Origin of the sequence: Streptomyces albus subsp. chlorinus, assembly GCF_013302895.1 — a bacterium.
GTDB classification, from domain to species: Bacteria; Actinomycetota; Actinomycetes; order Streptomycetales; family Streptomycetaceae; genus Streptomyces; species Streptomyces chlorinus.
In genome coordinates this window covers 3,751,337-3,766,540 of the sequence record NZ_VJOK01000001.1, presented here as the reverse complement: position 1 = coordinate 3,766,540, position 15,204 = coordinate 3,751,337, and the positions used below count along the sequence as shown (strand labels likewise).

Sequence of the window (15,204 nt, the reverse complement as noted above, 5' to 3'; positions counted from 1 at the left end):
GTGCGCGCGGCGGACGCGGCGGCGGCCGGAACACCCCCACCAAGCTGGTGGTCTCGGAGGGGTCGCTCACCGGCACCACGGTCGCCCTCCAGGGCCAGACCATCACCCTGGGCCGCGCGCACGACTCCACGATCGTGCTGGACGACGACTACGCGTCCTCCCGGCATGCCAGGATCTACCCGGACCGTGACGGCAGGTGGATCGTCGAGGACCTCGGGTCGACCAACGGCACGTACCTCGACCGGACCCGGCTCACCACACCGACGCCGATCCCGCTCGAAGCGCCGATCCGCATCGGCAAGACGGTCATCGAGCTGCGGAAGTAGTACCGACATGACGACCGGAGGGTGGGCACCGTGCGGATGTACCCGGAGCCGACGGGCGAGGTGCGCATGAGCCTGTCACTGCGCTTTGCCGCCGGATCACACGACGGCATGATCCGCGAGCACAACGAGGACTCCGGCTACGCCGGCCCCCGGCTGCTCGCGGTCGCCGACGGCATGGGCGGCCAGGCCGCCGGCGAGGTCGCCTCCTCCGAGGTGATCTCCGCGATGGTCCAGCTCGACGAGGACATCCCCGGCTCGGACATCCTCACCTCCCTCGGCACGACGGTGCAGCGCGCCAACGAGCAGCTCCGGGTGATGGTCGAGGAGGACCCGCAGCTGGAGGGCATGGGCACCACGCTCACCGCACTGCTGTGGACGGGCCAGCGCCTCGGCCTCGTCCACGTCGGCGACTCGCGGGCCTATCTGCTGCGCGACGGCCAGCTCACCCAGATCACCCAGGACCACACCTGGGTGCAGCGGCTGGTGGACGAGGGCCGGATCACCGAGGAGGAGGCCACCACGCATCCGCAGCGCTCGCTGCTGATGCGCGCGCTGGGCAGCGGTGACCACGTCGAGCCCGACCTGTCCATCCGCGAGGTGCGCGCCGGGGACCGCTACCTGCTGTGCTCGGACGGTCTGTCGGCGGTGGTCTCCCACCAGACCATCGAGGAGACCCTGGCCGGCTACCACGGCCCCCAGGACACCGTGCAGGAGCTGATCGAGCTGGCGCTGCGCGGCGGCGGCCCGGACAACATCACCTGCATCGTCGCGGACGTGCTGGACGCCGACCACGAGGACACCCTGCACGGCCAGCTCAACGACACGCCGATCATCGTCGGCGCCGTGGCCGAGACCCAGCAGCCGCTGGGCACGGGCGGCGCCCTGCGCAGCACCCCGGCGGCCCGCGCCGCCGAGCTGGGCCGGGGCGGCGTACCGCAGCAGCCTTCGGGCGCGCCGGAAGGCTTCGGCCCGCCGAACGGGGACGCGGTGGCGCCGCCGGCGGGGGCCTTCGGCCCGTTCACCGACCAGGACTTCACCAAGCCAGGCAAGGGCGGCAAGGGCCGGTGGGTCAAGCGTTCGCTGTGGATCGCGGTGGCCCTGGCCGTGGTCGGCGGCGGCCTGTACGGCGGCTACCGCTGGACACAGACGCAGTACTACGTCGGCGCCAAGGGGGACCACGTCGCCCTCTACCGGGGCATCAGCCAGGAGCTGGCCGGTGTCTCGCTGCACAAGGTCGACGAGGACCACCCCGAGATCGAACTCAAGTACCTTCCCGTCTTCCAGCGCAACCAGGTCAAGGAGACCATCGCCCTCAACAGCCGGGGCGAGGCCAGGAGCAAGCTGGCCGAGCTGGGCGAGCAGGCCGAGGTCTGCGAGATCGTCGCCGAGCAGAAGCGCCACCCCGAGAAGCCGGACAAGGGCAAGGGCGACAAGGGCACCGGGAAGGACACCGAGAAGCAGCGCAAGGACGAACAGAACCGGCCCGGTGACGCGGCCACCAACGGCGGCGTCGGCAACGGCACCGCCGGCCCGGGCGCGGGGACCGCCGGCATCGGCACGGCGACCCGGACCGCCTTCACCTCCGGCTCCACCAACGACACCACTGGCGCCGCCTCCAGCACTCCGTCGCCGAGCCCGAAGCTCACGGAGAAGCAGCAGGAGCTGGCCAAGCAGTGCACCGCGCCGTAGGGGGCGGCACAGGCAATGAGCAACCTCACCACCACGGGCAGCAACACCACCGTGTCCTCGGGCGGCCTGCCGAGCCGCCGCAACACCGAACTGGCGATGCTCGTCTTCGCGGTGCTGCTCCCGGTCTTCGCGTACGCCAACGTGGGTCTGGCGCTCAACGACGAGCTGCCCTCCGGCATGCTCGGCTACGGATTCGGACTGGCGCTGCTGGCAGGCGTCGGGCATCTCGTGGTGCGGCGCTACGCGCCCTACGCCGACCCGCTGCTGCTGCCGCTGGCCACCGTCCTCAACGGGCTGGGCCTGGTGCTGATCTGGCGCCTCGACCAGTCGGAGCGGCTGCACCAGCGCGCGGAGGACGTGTTCGGCGCCTTCACCCCGGACGCGCCCAAGCAGCTGCTGTACTCGGCCATCGGGCTCGCCCTGTTCGTGGCGATCCTGCTGCTCTTGAAGGACCACCGCGTCCTGCAGCGCTACACCTACATCTCCATGGCCGTCGGCCTGGTGCTGCTGGCCCTCCCGATGTTCTTCCCGGCCCGCAACGGCGCACGGATCTGGGTCAACCTGGGCTTCATCAACCTCCAGCCCGGCGAGTTCGTGAAGATCATCCTCGCGGTCTTCTTCGCGGGCTACCTGATGGTCAAACGGGACGCGCTCGCCCTGGCCTCCCGCCGCTTCATGGGGCTGTACCTGCCGCGCGGGCGCGACCTGGGCCCGATCCTGGTCATCTGGGCGCTCAGCCTGATGATCCTGGTCTTCGAGACCGACCTGGGCACCTCGCTGCTCTTCTTCGGCCTCTTCGTGATCATGCTGTACGTCGCCACCGAGCGCACCAGCTGGATCGTCTTCGGTCTGCTGCTGTCGGCGGGCGGCGCCGCGGTGGTGGGCACGTTCGAGCCGCACGTGCAGCAGCGCGTCCAGGCCTGGCTCGACCCGATGGCCACCTACCTCAAGAGCAAGCAGGGCATCCCCGGCTACTCGGAGCAGGCCATGCAGGCGCTGTGGGCGTTCGGCTCCGGCGGGGTGCTCGGCAGCGGCTGGGGGCAGGGCAACTCGGACCTGATCGGCTTCGCCGCCAACTCCGACTTCATCCTCGCCACGGTCGGTGAGGAGCTGGGCCTCACCGGCATGATGGCGATCCTCATCCTCTATGGGCTGATCATCGAGCGCGGGGTGCGGATCTCGCTCGCCGCCCGTGACCCGTTCGGCAAGCTGCTGGCCGTCGGCCTCTCCGGCGCCTTCGGGCTCCAGGTCTTCGTCGTCGCGGGCGGCGTCATGGGCCTGATCCCGCTGACCGGTATGACCATGCCGTTCCTGGCTTCCGGCGGTTCCTCCGTGCTCGCCAACTGGGCGCTGATCGGCATCCTGATCAGAATCAGCGACACCGCCCGCCGTCCCGCGCCGGCTCCGGCCCCCTCACCCGACGCCGAGATGACTCAGGTGGTCCGACCGTGAACAAGCCCCTGCGCCGGATCGCGATCTTCTGCGGTCTGCTCGTCCTGGCCCTGCTCGTCCGCACGAACTGGCTCCAGTTCGTCCAGGCGGACGAGCTGAAGACCGATCCGAAGAACCGACGCGTCGACATCGCGCGCTACGCCCAGCCGCGCGGCAACATCATCGTCGACGGCAAGTCCGTGACCGGCTCGACGATCGTCAATGGCAACGACTTCAAGTACAAGCGCACCTACAAGAACGGCGAGCTGTGGTCGCCGGTCACCGGGTACGCCTCCCAGGCGGTGGGCGCCAACCAGCTGGAGAAGCTCTACGACCCGTTCCTGACCGGCGACGACGACCGGCTGTTCTTCAACCGCACCGTCGACATGATCACCGGCAAGCCGCAGAAGGGCGGCAACGTCGTCACCACGCTCAACGCCAAGGCGCAGAAGGCGGCCTACGACGGGCTCGGTGACAAGAAGGGCGCGGTCGCGGCGATCAACCCCAAGACGGGCGCCATCCTCGCGCTGGCCAACAAGCCGTCCTACGACCCCTCCAGCTTCGCGGGGAACAACACCAAGGACAGCAACAAGTTCGCGCAGCTGGACAAGAGCGACGAGCAGCCGATGCTCAACCGCGCGCTGCGCCAGACCTACCCGCCCGGCTCCACCTTCAAGGTCGTCACCGCGGCGGCGGGTCTGGAGAGCGGCAAGTACGACGTCGACTCCAAGACGGACTCCGAGGTCCCCTACCGGCTGCCGGACTCCACCACCGACCTGGGCAACGAGGGCAACAACCCGGCGTGCAAGAACGCCTCCATCCGGGTAGCGCTCCAGTGGTCCTGCAACACCGTCTTCGCCAAGATGAGCGACCAGCTCGGCAACGACGAGATGATCAAGCAGGCCGAGAAGTTCGGCTTCAAGAAGGACGCCAAGGGCGGCACCCTGGACCCGGACCTGGACACGCCGGTGCGGGCCGCCAAGAGCATCTACCCCAAGGACAACCGGCCGCAGAACGCCCAGGCGGGCATCGGCCAGGCGTCCAACCGCGCCACCCCGCTCCAGATGGCGATGGTGGCCTCGGCCATCGCCAACGACGGCAAGCTGATGAAGCCCTACATGGTCGACCAGCTCGTCGCGCCGAACCTCAACGTGGTCGAGCAGACCAAGCCCAAGGAGCTGAGCCGGCCGGTCTCCTCCGAGAACGCGCAGAAGCTCCAGTCGGCCATGGAGACGGTCGTCGAGAAGGGCACCGGAGCCGCGGGCAAGATCCCCGGCGTCACCGTCGGTGGCAAGACGGGTACGGCCCAGCACGGCGAGAACAACAAGGACAACCCGTACGCCTGGTTCATCTCGTACGCGAAGACGAGTGACGGATCTCCCGTCGCCGTCGCTGTCGTGGTGGAGAGTTCGAACACACTCCGCAGCGACATCGCGGGCGGCAAGCTGGCAGCCCCGATCGCGAAGAGCGTGATGGAGGCCGTCCTCGACGGGAAGCGGTGACGCGCACCAGCAGCTTCAGGTGACCCCGGTCACCACGGCCACATCGGGCAGGCGCCCCGTGGCGGGTACCGTATGCCGAGCAGCACACCGCCGTGTCGCGGGCCCGGGGTACCACCCGGCCGGGGGCTGGGGAGTTCCACGCACCGCGACACGGAAGACCGGAGAGGGCTGGAGACTATGGAAGAGCCGCGTCGCCTAGGCGGCCGGTACGAGCTGGGCTCGGTGCTCGGCCGCGGAGGCATGGCCGAGGTCTACCTCGCCCAGGACACCCGGCTGGGCCGCACGGTCGCGGTCAAGACGCTCCGCGTCGACCTCGCCCGCGATCCGTCGTTCCAGGCCCGCTTCCGCCGTGAGGCCCAGTCGGCCGCCTCGCTGAACCACCCGGCGATCGTCGCGGTGTACGACACGGGCGAGGACTACGTGGACGGGGTCTCCATCCCGTACATCGTCATGGAGTACGTGGACGGCTCCACACTGCGTGAGCTGCTGCATTCCGGGCGGAAGCTGCTGCCCGAACGGGCCATGGAGATGACCACCGGCATCCTCCAGGCCCTGGAGTACAGCCACCGCAACGGCATCGTCCACCGCGACATCAAGCCCGCCAACGTCATGCTGACCCGCACCGGCCAGGTGAAGGTCATGGACTTCGGCATCGCCCGCGCCATGGGCGACTCCGGCATGACGATGACGCAGACGGCCGCCGTGATCGGCACCGCCCAGTACCTGTCCCCGGAGCAGGCCAAGGGCGAGACCGTCGACTCCCGCTCCGACCTGTACTCCACCGGCTGCCTGCTGTACGAGCTGCTGACCGTCCGGCCGCCGTTCGTCGGCGACTCGCCCGTCGCGGTCGCCTACCAGCACGTACGGGAGGAGCCGCAGCCGCCCAGCGCCTTCGACCCCGAGATCTCGCCCGCCATGGACGCGATCGTGATGAAGGCCCTGGTCAAGGACCCCGACTACCGGTACCAGAGCGCCGACGAGATGCGGGCCGACATCGAAGCCTGCCTCGACGGCCAGCCCGTCGCCGCCACCGCGATGGGCCCCGGCTACGGCTACCCGCCCGAGGACCAGCCCACCACGGCCCTGCGCGCCCAGGAGCCGCAGACCTCGATGCTGCCGCCGATGCGCCCCGAGGACGGCGGCTACTACGACGAGCAGCACGGCAGCCGCCGCAAGGGCAAGAGCCCGCTCTCGACGATCCTGCTGGCGCTCGCCGTGATCCTCGTCCTCGTCGGCGCGATCTTCATCGGCAAGGCGCTCTTCGCCTCCTCCGACAACGACGTGGACGTCCCCAACGTCAAGGGGCTCTCCTACTCCGAGGCCACGGAACAACTGGACAACACCGGGCTGAAGGCCAACCGGGGCGAGAGCGTCTGGTGCGACGAGAAGAAGGGCACCGTCTGCCGCACCGACCCCGGCACGGGCGAGAGCGTCGAGTCGGACAGCACGGTGCGCCTCATCATGTCCAAGGGCCCGCGCGACCAGGCCCCGCGCGCGGTCCCCGAGGTGACGGGTGACGTCTTCGCCGACGCCAAGCAGAAGCTCAGCGAGGCGGGCTTCAAGGTCGGCAAGAAGCAGCAGGAGTCCGACCAGCCGGCCGGTACCGTCCTCAGCCAGGATCCGGGCGCGGGCGAGAAGGCGAAGAAGGGCACCAAGGTGACCCTGACCGTCGCCACCGAGTCCCGGCCCACCGTGCCCAACGTGGTCGACCAGCCCTTCGACAAGGCCAAGCAGCAGCTGGAGGCCCTCGGCTTCAAGGTCTCCAAGACCGAGGAGGAGGACGAGACCAAGTCCGCGGGCACCGTGCTGCGGCAGGACCCGGGCCCCGGCACCAAGCAGGCGGAGAACTCCACCGTCACGCTGACGGTCGCCAAGGCGCCCGACGACCAGCCCGCCACCGTGCCGGACGTCACCAACCAGAAGCTCGACGACGCCAGGAGCGCCCTGGAGGACGCCGGGTTCACCGTGGGCAACGTCCAGGGCCCCCAGGACGGCAACGCCATCGTGGTCACCACCAGCCCCGGACCCAACACCCAGGGCAAGAAGGGCGACAAGGTCGACATCATGACCCGCCCCGGCGGCCCCGGTGAGGGTAACGGCGGTGACGACGGAGGCGACGACGGCGGTTTCTTCGGCGGCCTGGGCCGCCACCACCGCCACGGCTGAGACCCGCACCTGCTGAGGCCCGCCACCGCTGAGGCCCCCAACCGCTGGGGGCCTCAGCCCTGGGCCGACACGCACCGAGGCCCTCGTCCCCCCTTCCTGGCCGGAAGGCCGGGGAGGACGAGGGCCTCGGTGCGTGTAACGGGACGCCCCCGGGCTCAGCGCAGCTCCGCGGGAGGAGTGCGGTCCTCGTCGACGTCCTCCGTGCGGACCAGCTCGCCCCAGACGATGTAGCGGTACTTCGAGGTGTAGACGGGGGTGCACGTCGTCAGCGTGATGTAGCGGCCCCGCTTCGTGGCCCCCGAGCCCTTCGGCACCGGGTCCAGCACGTCGACGTTGTACTTCGACGTCTGCGGCAGGGTCTTGAACACCTTGTAGACGTACCAGGTGTTCTTCGTCTCGAAGACGATCGGGTCACCCTTGTCGATCTTGTCGATCCTGTGGAACTTCGCCCCGTGCCCGTCGCGGTGCGCGGCCAGTGAGAAGTTGCCCGACTGGTCCTGCGGGAGCGCCGACTTGACCGGCTCGGTGTAGTAGCCCGCGATCCCCTGGTTCAGCTCCTTGGGATCGGTGCCCTTCATGACGAGGATGTCGTCGGAGGACATCGAGGGCACGTGCAGGAAACCGATGCCGTCGCGGGTGTCGAGGTCGCCGGGACCGCGGTCCGCCGCCCAGTGCTCGCGCACCCGGTCGCCCCGCTTCTCGGCCTGCCGGTCGGCGAGGACGTTGGTCCACCACAGCGAGTAGACGACGAACAGGGCGAGCACCAGCCCCGCCGTGATGAGGAGTTCGCCGAGGATCCCCACGGCGGCGGCGATCCGCCCCCGCCGGGCCGGAGCCGGCTTCCGCGCCGGCTCCGGCTTCCCGGCCGGCTCCGCGCCGCCCGCGGCCCCGCCCCCACTGTCCCCGGCTCCGCCCTCGGAGCCCTCCGCCCCGCCCTCGCCGGGCTCCGCCTCCGGGCTGCCGGTGGCCTCGGGGCCGGTGGTACCGGGGCCGGTGGCATCGGTACGGGTGGCGCCCTTGCCGGAGGCTTCGGCGCCGGAGGTCTCAGGGCCGGGGCCGCCCTCCTCCTCGGCGGTCTCAGCGGTCTCCCCCTGGTCCGCGGCTCTCGCCGCGGACTCCCGCTTGCCGTCGCTCACTGTGCCGCCTCCGCCGCTGTCTCACTCGTCACCCGGCAGATCCCTGCCGGGCCTTGGCCGGGCCCGCCCGCCACAGGCCGTACGACCCGGCCGTACGGCCTGCCGTCCTGCCGTCAGTCGACGAGCGCGTCCGGCTTGCCCTTGCTGCGCGGACGTTCGTCCACCATTTTGCCCCAGACGATCAGACGGTACTTCGAAGTGAATTCCGGGGTGCAGGTGGTCAGGGTGACGTAGCGACCGGGCTTCGTGAAGCCCGACTTGGGCGGAACCGGGTCGATCACCCCCGTATCGGACGGGGAGGTGGAGGGGAGTTGCCGCGTCACCTCGTACGTGTAGAACGTCGACTGCGTCTCCACCACAACCTTGTCCCCCGGCACCAGCCGGTTGATGTACCGGAACGGTTCGCCGTGGGTGTTGCGGTGCCCCGCGAGCGCGAAGTTCCCCTTCTTGTCCCAGGGCATCGCGGTCTTGAGCGGCGCCTTGTCGTAGTGGCCGACCATGCCCTTGTCGAGGACCTTCGCCTTGGAGACGCCCTGGGCGATGGGCGCGGTGATGTCGATCTTCGGAATGTGGATGACGGCGAACCCCTCGCCCGGCTTGAAGGCGCCCGCCTTGCGCTCGGGGTCCACACCGCCGTCCGACTTGTGCTTGTCCCACTGCTCGTGAAGTTCGTCGGTGGCGCCGCCCGCCTGCTGACCGGCCAGCACGTTGGTCCACCACAACTGATAGGCGACGAAGAGCAGCATGAGGATGCCGCAGGTGATGAAGACCTCACCGATGGCGCGGCTGGCGATGATGCCCGGACCGGGACGCAGGGCACGGGCGGCTCTGCGGGCCTCCAACCGGGAGGGCCCTGGCGGGCGTTCGGTACGCGGCCCGGGGGCGGGCGCCCCGGGGGTGCGCCGACCCGCCAGGTCCGCCGCGCCGGGCCGCCTCAGCCCGACGGTGTCGCGGTCCCCGGCCCGGCGGTAGGGATCGGCCCCAGGGGTGGCCGGACCGTCCGCGTACGGCGCGGCCCGCACACCCCGCCCCTGCACGGAACCGGTACCGGGACCGGGCCGCCCAGAACCGGAACCAGAACCGGGGCCGTACGGCTGTCGCTCCGGGGATCGCGGCGCGGGCGCGGCGTACGGCTGCCCGTACGTCTCCTGGCCCGGCACCCCGGGCCGGCCCCACCCCGTCCGCTGCCCAGCCACGTCCCCGGCGCCCGCGGGAGCGGTCACCGGCCCGGAACCGCTCCCGGGCCCGACGGCAGGGGCCGGACCGGCGGCGGGGGGCGGGGGTGGGGCGGTCGGGTGGTCCGGGGCCGGCGCGGGGAGCGGGTCGGTGAGGGGGTCGGCGAGGGCGTCGACGGCCGCGCGGTACGGGTCGTACTCCGCGTCGTCCCCTCCCTGGGCCCCGTGCCGGGGGAGGCCGTCGCCGTGGCCCGTCGTCACCCGGTGACCGCCCCGAGTCCGACGGCCCGCGGCACCCCCGTCAGCCGCGCGGACCGTTCCACGGCGTCGGTGTCACCGCACCGGACCAGCCAGTTGGCCAGCATCCGGTGGCCCCATTCGGTCAGTACCGACTCGGGGTGGAACTGGACGCCTTCGACGGGGAGTTCGCGGTGGCGCAGCCCCATGACGAGGGCGGCACCGTCCACGGCCTCCCCGCCGGGCGCCGTCCAGGCGGTGACCTCCAGCTCGTCGGGCAGGGTGCCGTGTACGGCCAGCGAGTGGTAGCGGGTCGCGGTGAAGGGGGAGGGCAGGCCGGTGAAGACTCCGGTGCCCTCGTGGGAGACGGCCGACGTCTTGCCGTGCAGCAGCTCGGGGGCCCGGCCGACGACGCCGCCGTAGGCGACGGCCATCGCCTGCATGCCCAGGCAGACGCCGAAGACCGGGAGGCCCCGTGCCGCGCAGTGCCGCACCATCTCGACGCACACCCCCGCCTCCTCCGGGGTGCCGGGCCCGGGGGAGAGGAGGACGCCGTCGAAGCCGCCTTCCTCACCGCCCCGGGATGCGGAGGGCCCCGCGACGCGCTGGGGGTCGACCTCGTCGTTGCGGACGACCTCGCAGGTGGCGCCGAGCTGGTAGAGGTACTGGACGAGGTTGAAGACGAAGCTGTCGTAGTTGTCCACGACCAGGATGCGGGCGCTCATACCAGACCTCCCGGCGCGGTACCGGCCGCGGGGGCGGCGGCGCCGTCCACGGTCACGTCGTTGAACGGCAGCATCGGTTCCGCCCAGGGGAAGACGTACTGGAAGAGCAGGAAGACGACACCGACCACCAGTACCGTCGAAATCAGTATCCGCACCCACACGTTGCCCGGCAGATGCCGCCAGATCCAGCCGTACATCCCGCGATGCCGTCCTCTCTCCTCCCGCGCCACTCGGGCACGCGTGCCGTTCGGCCCACCACAGAGTACGGCGAAAGGGTACGGCGCAGGGGTACGGCTCGATGGACGGGCTCAGCGGGTGAGGGCGCCGGGGCTCCCCTCGGACGCCGGCCGGGTCGCGTCCAGCCGTCCCCAGGCGATCAGCCGGTGGCTGCTGCCCCATTCCGGGTCGCAGGTCGTCAGGGTGAGGTAGCGGCCGGGTCCGGTGAAGGGCGCGGCGGCCTTGTTCACGGGCGCGGGGACGGCGTCGAGGACGCCGGTGTCGCCGGGGAGCGTGCGGTAAGGGCGCTTGACGATCGTGTAGGTGTACCAGGTGTCGCCGTCGGTGAGGACGACGGGATCGCCGGGCCGCAGCCGGGGGAAGTCCTTGAACGGGTCGCCGTAGGTGCGGCGGTGGCCGGCCACCGCGAAGTTGCCCTTCCCGCCGAGGCGCGCGGTGCGGGTGTAGTGGCCCAGTCCCCTGCGCAGGGTCTGCTCGCCCGTGCTCTCCAGGACGGGCTTGGACCAGTCGCGTCCGAAGCGGGGGATGTACATGACGGCGAAGGACCGGCCGTCGCGGTAGGGCTGCTGCTGGGCCCGGCCCGCGCGCCGCTCCCCGGCGCCGCCCGCCGGGCCCGTCTCCCCGTCCCGCCCGCGCTGCTCCCGTTCCCGCCGGGAGGGAGCACCGGCGCGACCCTCGTCCGCGGCGGCGGAGCCGTCCCGGGGAGCCGCCGCCCACCGCTCGTGGAGCCGGTCGATCTCGTTGTCCGAGGCGCTGTCGGCGCGCAGCCCGGTCCAGTAGAGGAGGTGGACGACGAAGAGCACGATCAGGATGCCGGCCGTGATGCACAGCTCGCTCAGGCCCCGGACGACCGCTCGTAACGCCACGCGCCACTCCCTCCCCACCGCTCGCCCACGGGAGCACCGAGCCAGGGCTCACCCCACGGGCTTGGCCTGCCGGAGATCCACTGTGCCGGAGTAGCCCGGAAGAGTCATCGCCTTGTGCTCCTCGACTTTCCAGCCGAGGCCGTAGGCGTCCACGTACTCCAGGTAGTTCTGGATGGCGGGGGCGTTGTGGAGGGCCGCCTGGAGGGCGTCGCGGTCGCCGACAGCGCTGATGGTGTAGGGAGGGGAGTAGACGCGGCCCTGCAGGATGAGGGTGTTGCCGACGCAGCGCACGGCACTGGTGGAGATCAGCCGCTGGTCCATGACCTTGATGCCCTTGGCCCCGCCCCGCCACAGCGCGTTGACGACGGCTTGGAGGTCCTGCTGGTGGATCACCAGGTCGTTGGGCTCGGGGTCGGGCAGTCCGGGGACCTTCGCGGTGGCGTTGGTGGGGGCGTCGTCGAGGGTGACGCTCAGTCCCTCGCCCTTGAGCTTCTCCATGCCCGCGCGCTCCTCCAGCGCGTCGAGCCTGCGGTCCTGGCCCTTGGTGCTGCCGTCGTCGCGCCGGGCGAGGTGGTCGACCTGGCGGCGCAGCGAGGCGGCCTGGCTGTCCAGCTCGGCGTTCTGCCTGCTGCGCTCCTGGATGAGGTCGGTCAGCCGCAGCATCGAGGAGTCGCTGCGCAGGTTGGTGCCTTGCGCGGTGTTGAAGCTCACCCAGAAGATGAGTCCCGCGAGGGCGAAGACGCCTATCGCGGCCAGCCGTGCAGGCCGGATGAACGATCTGGTCACCGTACCCTTGTCTCCCTCCGCCCCGGGAAAGCACTACGCTAACGGACCACCGTCCCCGTGGTCCGTGCGGCGGTCAGCAGCGCATCGACAGGAGAGGTCTCTCGTGCCGAAGTCACGTGTCCGGAAGAAGGCGGACTTCACGCCCCCGCCGGAGAAGAAGGCCACCAACATCGACCTGCGCGGCGGCGGTGGCCGCCGCTGGGTGGCACCGCTGATGCTGGCGATGTTCGGGATCGGCCTGGCCTGGATCGTGGTGTTCTACGTCACCAACAGTTCGCTGCCCCTGGAGTCCCTCGGGAACTGGAACATCGTGGTGGGCTTCGGCTTCATCGCGACCGGCTTCGTCGTCTCCACCCAGTGGAAATAAGAGTTATCCACAGGCTGATCCACAGCCTTGGATAACTCACAAGATCTGTGGATAACTTTCAGGGTGTTGACGCCGATGTGATCGGCGGAGCGGCGTGCGGAACCCCGTTCGACCAGTAACCCCAAGGGAAACGCACGTCTGAACGAATGCGCTCCCGGTCAGCCACACCGTGCACAAGATCCCGTACCCGCTGTGGAAAACCCTCGGCACACCTGTGCGAGGCGTACCGCGGATGTGCGCCGGACGTGTGAGGGAGACGCGGGAGGAAGGAACCGTGGGAGCCCGGCCGGGCCCGCCACGGGCGCTCGACCGGGCTCCGGCGGCACGGCGCGGCACCGCTGCGCGCGCTCAGGTCAGCTGGAGCGTGCGCACCACCAGGAGCACCGCGATCACCGCGAGCAGCAGCGCGCCCGTCCCGTACTGCACCAGCGCCAGCCTCCGGCGGCCTGAGTCCGGGAGATGCTCCCACCGGGGCGTGTGCACCAGCGCGTAGGAGAACACCAGCCCCGTCACCAGGCCGCCGACGTGCGCCTCCCAGGCGATGTTCTTCCAGGTGAAGGTGAAGACGAGATTGATCGCCAGCAGGATCAGGATCGGCCGCATGTCGTAGCGCAGCCGCCGCATCAGCACCGCCGTCGCGCCGAACAGGCCGAAGATCGCCCCCGAGGCGCCCAGCGACGCCTGCTGCGGTGCGGCCAGCAGATAGGTGACCGCGCCGCCGCCCAGCCCGGACAGCAGGTACAGCGCCAGGAAGCGCACCCGCCCCAGCGCCGCCTCCAGCGGCGGGCCCAGGAACCACAGCCCGAGCATGTTCATCGCGATGTGCCAGATCTCCTGGTGGAGGAACATCGAGGTCAGCAGCCGGTACCACTGCCCCTCGGCCACCCCCTCCAGCGGCCCGTACGGCTCGGTCACGGCCTGCCCGAACAGCAGCAGCCGGTCCAGCAGCCGGTTGCCGACCGCCAGCACCGCGATGAAGACGGCGACGTTGACGCCGATCAGCACCTTGGTGACCAGCCGGGGGTCGGCCGTCACGGCGCCGCCCGCGATCGTCCTGGGCCGGTTGGCGCCCGGCCCGTGCCCGGTGCCCGAGCCCGTTCTGACGCACTCGGGGCACTGGAAACCGACGGAAGCCGGCACCATGCACTCCGGACAGACGGGCCGCTCACAGCGCGTGCACGAGATCCCCGTCTCCCGGTCCGGATGCCGGTAGCAGAACTTCGCCGCCGGTCTTCCGTCCCCCGCCTCCGGCGAACGCCCGCCCCGCTCCTCCATGGGTCCCCTCCCGCATTCCTTCCACCGGCCGTCCGCCCGCCCTGCCGCGGCGCGCTGCCACGGCGGCGCGGCCCGGCGGGGCCGGCGGCGTACCCGGCGCGCACGTACCCGAAGGGCACGTCCACCGACGGCACGGACGCCGGCCCCGGCGGCCGGACAGCTCAGCGCTCGATGACGACGGACTCGATCACCACGTCCTGGAGCGGACGGTCGGTCCGGGGGTTGGTCTGGACGTTGCCGATGGCGTCGACCACCTTCTTGCTCGCCTCGTCCGCGACCTCGCCGAAGATGGTGTGCTTGCCGGTCAGCCACGTGGTCGGGGCCACGGTGACGAAGAACTGCGAGCCGTTGGTGCCCGGACCCGCGTTGGCCATGGCCAGCAGGTAGGGCTTGGTGAAGGCCAGGTCGGGGTGGATCTCGTCCCCGAACTCGTAGCCGGGGCCGCCGGTGCCGTTGCCCAGCGGGTCACCGCCCTGGATCATGAAGCCGCTGATGACACGGTGGAAGACGGTGCCGTCGTACAGCTTGTCGGTGGTCTTCTTGCCGGTCGCCGGGTGCGTCCACTCGCGGGACCCCTCGGCGAGCTCGACGAAGTTCTTGACCGTCTTCGGGGCGTGGTCCGGGAAGAGCTGGACCCGGATGTCGCCGTGGTTGGTCTTCAGGGTGGCGTGGAGCTGCTCAGCCACGATCTACCTTCCATCTGTCTTTCGTTGACTCACCCGATCCTCCCACGGACACCCGGGGGCCGGGCTGACCCGGATGCCCGATGCGGTGTGCCGGGCAGAGCACCACCAGGCATGATCTTCACAACGGGTGGAAAAACGACTCCCTGTCCTCCGTTGCCGGAGAGACTGCCCGAGTCAGGAGCCACCGAGGAGGAGGAACCGTGACCGCCAAGGAAAGCGTGCGCGCCGCGACGGGCACAGCCAAGGAGAGCGTGCGCCACGCCGCGGAGGTGATGAGGCCCCACGCGGAGCAGGCCAAGGACACCGCCGCGCGCTACGCGCAGGAGGCCGGGGCGCGCCTGGGGCCGAAGGTCGTCAAGGCCGCCGAGCAGGCCCGCCACACCGCCCGCGAGGGGTACGAGCAGTACCTCGGGCCGCGGGTCGCGCAGGCGCGGGACGCCCTCCCCGCCGAGGTCGAGGTGGCCGCCTCCCGCGCCGCCGAGCGGACCCGCAAGGCCGCCCGCAGGGCGGCCGACTACGCCGGTCCCCGCATCGGGACCGCGGTGACCGACGTGCGGGCCGCCCACCGCGCCGGCCGTGAGGAGGCCGCCCAGCGCAGCG

The 15,204-nt window shown here is 70.9% G+C and carries 15 protein-coding genes; 7 read left to right on the top strand and 8 right to left on the bottom strand.

Going from position 1 to position 15,204, the window contains the following annotated elements; genetic code table 11:
* From FM076_RS16730 to pknB, 5 genes are all read left to right on the top strand, one after another.
* On the top strand, nt 1–326 hold a 326-nt coding region (locus tag FM076_RS16730), incomplete at its 5' end, for an FHA domain-containing protein FhaB/FipA (RefSeq protein WP_243274540.1).
* 21 nt (nt 327–347) lie between these two features.
* A complete protein-coding gene (locus FM076_RS16725; protein ID WP_173871600.1) occupies nt 348–2,015 on the top strand; it encodes a Stp1/IreP family PP2C-type Ser/Thr phosphatase in 1,668 nt (555 codons plus the stop codon).
* A gap of 15 nt (nt 2,016–2,030) precedes the next feature.
* Nucleotides 2,031–3,467 (top strand): FtsW/RodA/SpoVE family cell cycle protein, encoded by a 1,437-nt coding sequence (locus tag FM076_RS16720; protein WP_173871598.1) that lies wholly within the window; start codon nt 2,031–2,033, stop codon nt 3,465–3,467.
* Nucleotides 3,464–4,948: a penicillin-binding transpeptidase domain-containing protein gene (locus FM076_RS16715; protein WP_173871596.1), complete on the top strand. Its 1,485-nt coding sequence runs from the start codon at nt 3,464–3,466 to the stop codon at nt 4,946–4,948. The genes FM076_RS16720 and FM076_RS16715 overlap by 4 nt, the downstream gene beginning before the upstream one ends.
* A 177-nt stretch (nt 4,949–5,125) precedes the next feature.
* Complete coding sequence (gene pknB / locus FM076_RS16710; RefSeq protein ID WP_173871594.1) at nt 5,126–7,114, top strand: Stk1 family PASTA domain-containing Ser/Thr kinase; 1,989 nt, start codon at nt 5,126–5,128, stop codon at nt 7,112–7,114.
* A gap of 155 nt (nt 7,115–7,269) precedes the next feature.
* Here the strand turns inward: pknB and FM076_RS32970 are convergent, their stop codons facing one another.
* The 6 genes from FM076_RS32970 to FM076_RS16680 form a co-directional block, all read right to left on the bottom strand.
* Nucleotides 7,270–7,929: a class E sortase gene (locus tag FM076_RS32970; protein WP_345945426.1), complete on the bottom strand. Its 660-nt coding sequence runs from the start codon at nt 7,927–7,929 to the stop codon at nt 7,270–7,272.
* Nucleotides 7,930–8,363: 434 nt separating this feature from the next.
* A complete protein-coding gene (locus FM076_RS33895) occupies nt 8,364–9,686 on the bottom strand; it encodes a class E sortase (protein WP_173871590.1) in 1,323 nt (440 codons plus the stop codon).
* Nucleotides 9,683–10,387, bottom strand: a complete 705-nt coding sequence (locus tag FM076_RS16695; protein WP_173871588.1) for an aminodeoxychorismate/anthranilate synthase component II — start codon at nt 10,385–10,387, stop codon at nt 9,683–9,685. Before FM076_RS16695 ends, FM076_RS33895 begins: the two co-directional genes overlap by 4 nt.
* A complete protein-coding gene (locus tag FM076_RS16690) occupies nt 10,384–10,584 on the bottom strand; it encodes a hypothetical protein (protein WP_173871586.1) in 201 nt (66 codons plus the stop codon). The genes FM076_RS16695 and FM076_RS16690 overlap by 4 nt, the downstream gene beginning before the upstream one ends.
* A 111-nt stretch (nt 10,585–10,695) precedes the next feature.
* Complete coding sequence (locus FM076_RS16685) at nt 10,696–11,490, bottom strand: class E sortase (RefSeq protein ID WP_173871584.1); 795 nt, start codon at nt 11,488–11,490, stop codon at nt 10,696–10,698.
* A gap of 48 nt (nt 11,491–11,538) precedes the next feature.
* A complete protein-coding gene (locus tag FM076_RS16680; RefSeq protein WP_173871581.1) occupies nt 11,539–12,276 on the bottom strand; it encodes a DUF881 domain-containing protein in 738 nt (245 codons plus the stop codon).
* Between the two features lie 103 nt (nt 12,277–12,379).
* Here FM076_RS16680 and crgA point away from each other — a divergent pair, with 103 nt between their 5' ends.
* Nucleotides 12,380–12,643 (top strand): cell division protein CrgA, encoded by a 264-nt coding sequence (crgA, locus tag FM076_RS16675; RefSeq protein ID WP_173871579.1) that lies wholly within the window; start codon nt 12,380–12,382, stop codon nt 12,641–12,643.
* Between the two features lie 348 nt (nt 12,644–12,991).
* On the opposite strand, the gene FM076_RS16670 is transcribed toward crgA, so the two are convergent.
* Both FM076_RS16670 and FM076_RS16665 read right to left on the bottom strand, forming a co-directional pair.
* On the bottom strand, nt 12,992–13,918 hold the full coding sequence (locus FM076_RS16670; protein ID WP_173871577.1) for a rhomboid family intramembrane serine protease: 927 nt from the start codon (nt 13,916–13,918) through the stop codon (nt 12,992–12,994).
* 161 nt (nt 13,919–14,079) lie between these two features.
* The gene (locus FM076_RS16665) at nt 14,080–14,604 is read right to left on the bottom strand and encodes a peptidylprolyl isomerase (protein WP_173871575.1); all 525 of its coding nucleotides are present in this window, start codon (nt 14,602–14,604) and stop codon (nt 14,080–14,082) included.
* A 200-nt stretch (nt 14,605–14,804) separates the two neighbouring features.
* On the opposite strand from FM076_RS16665, the gene FM076_RS16660 reads away from it, so the two are divergent.
* Nucleotides 14,805–15,204: DUF5324 family protein (locus FM076_RS16660; RefSeq protein WP_173871573.1), on the top strand; the 400-nt coding region annotated here is incomplete at its 3' end.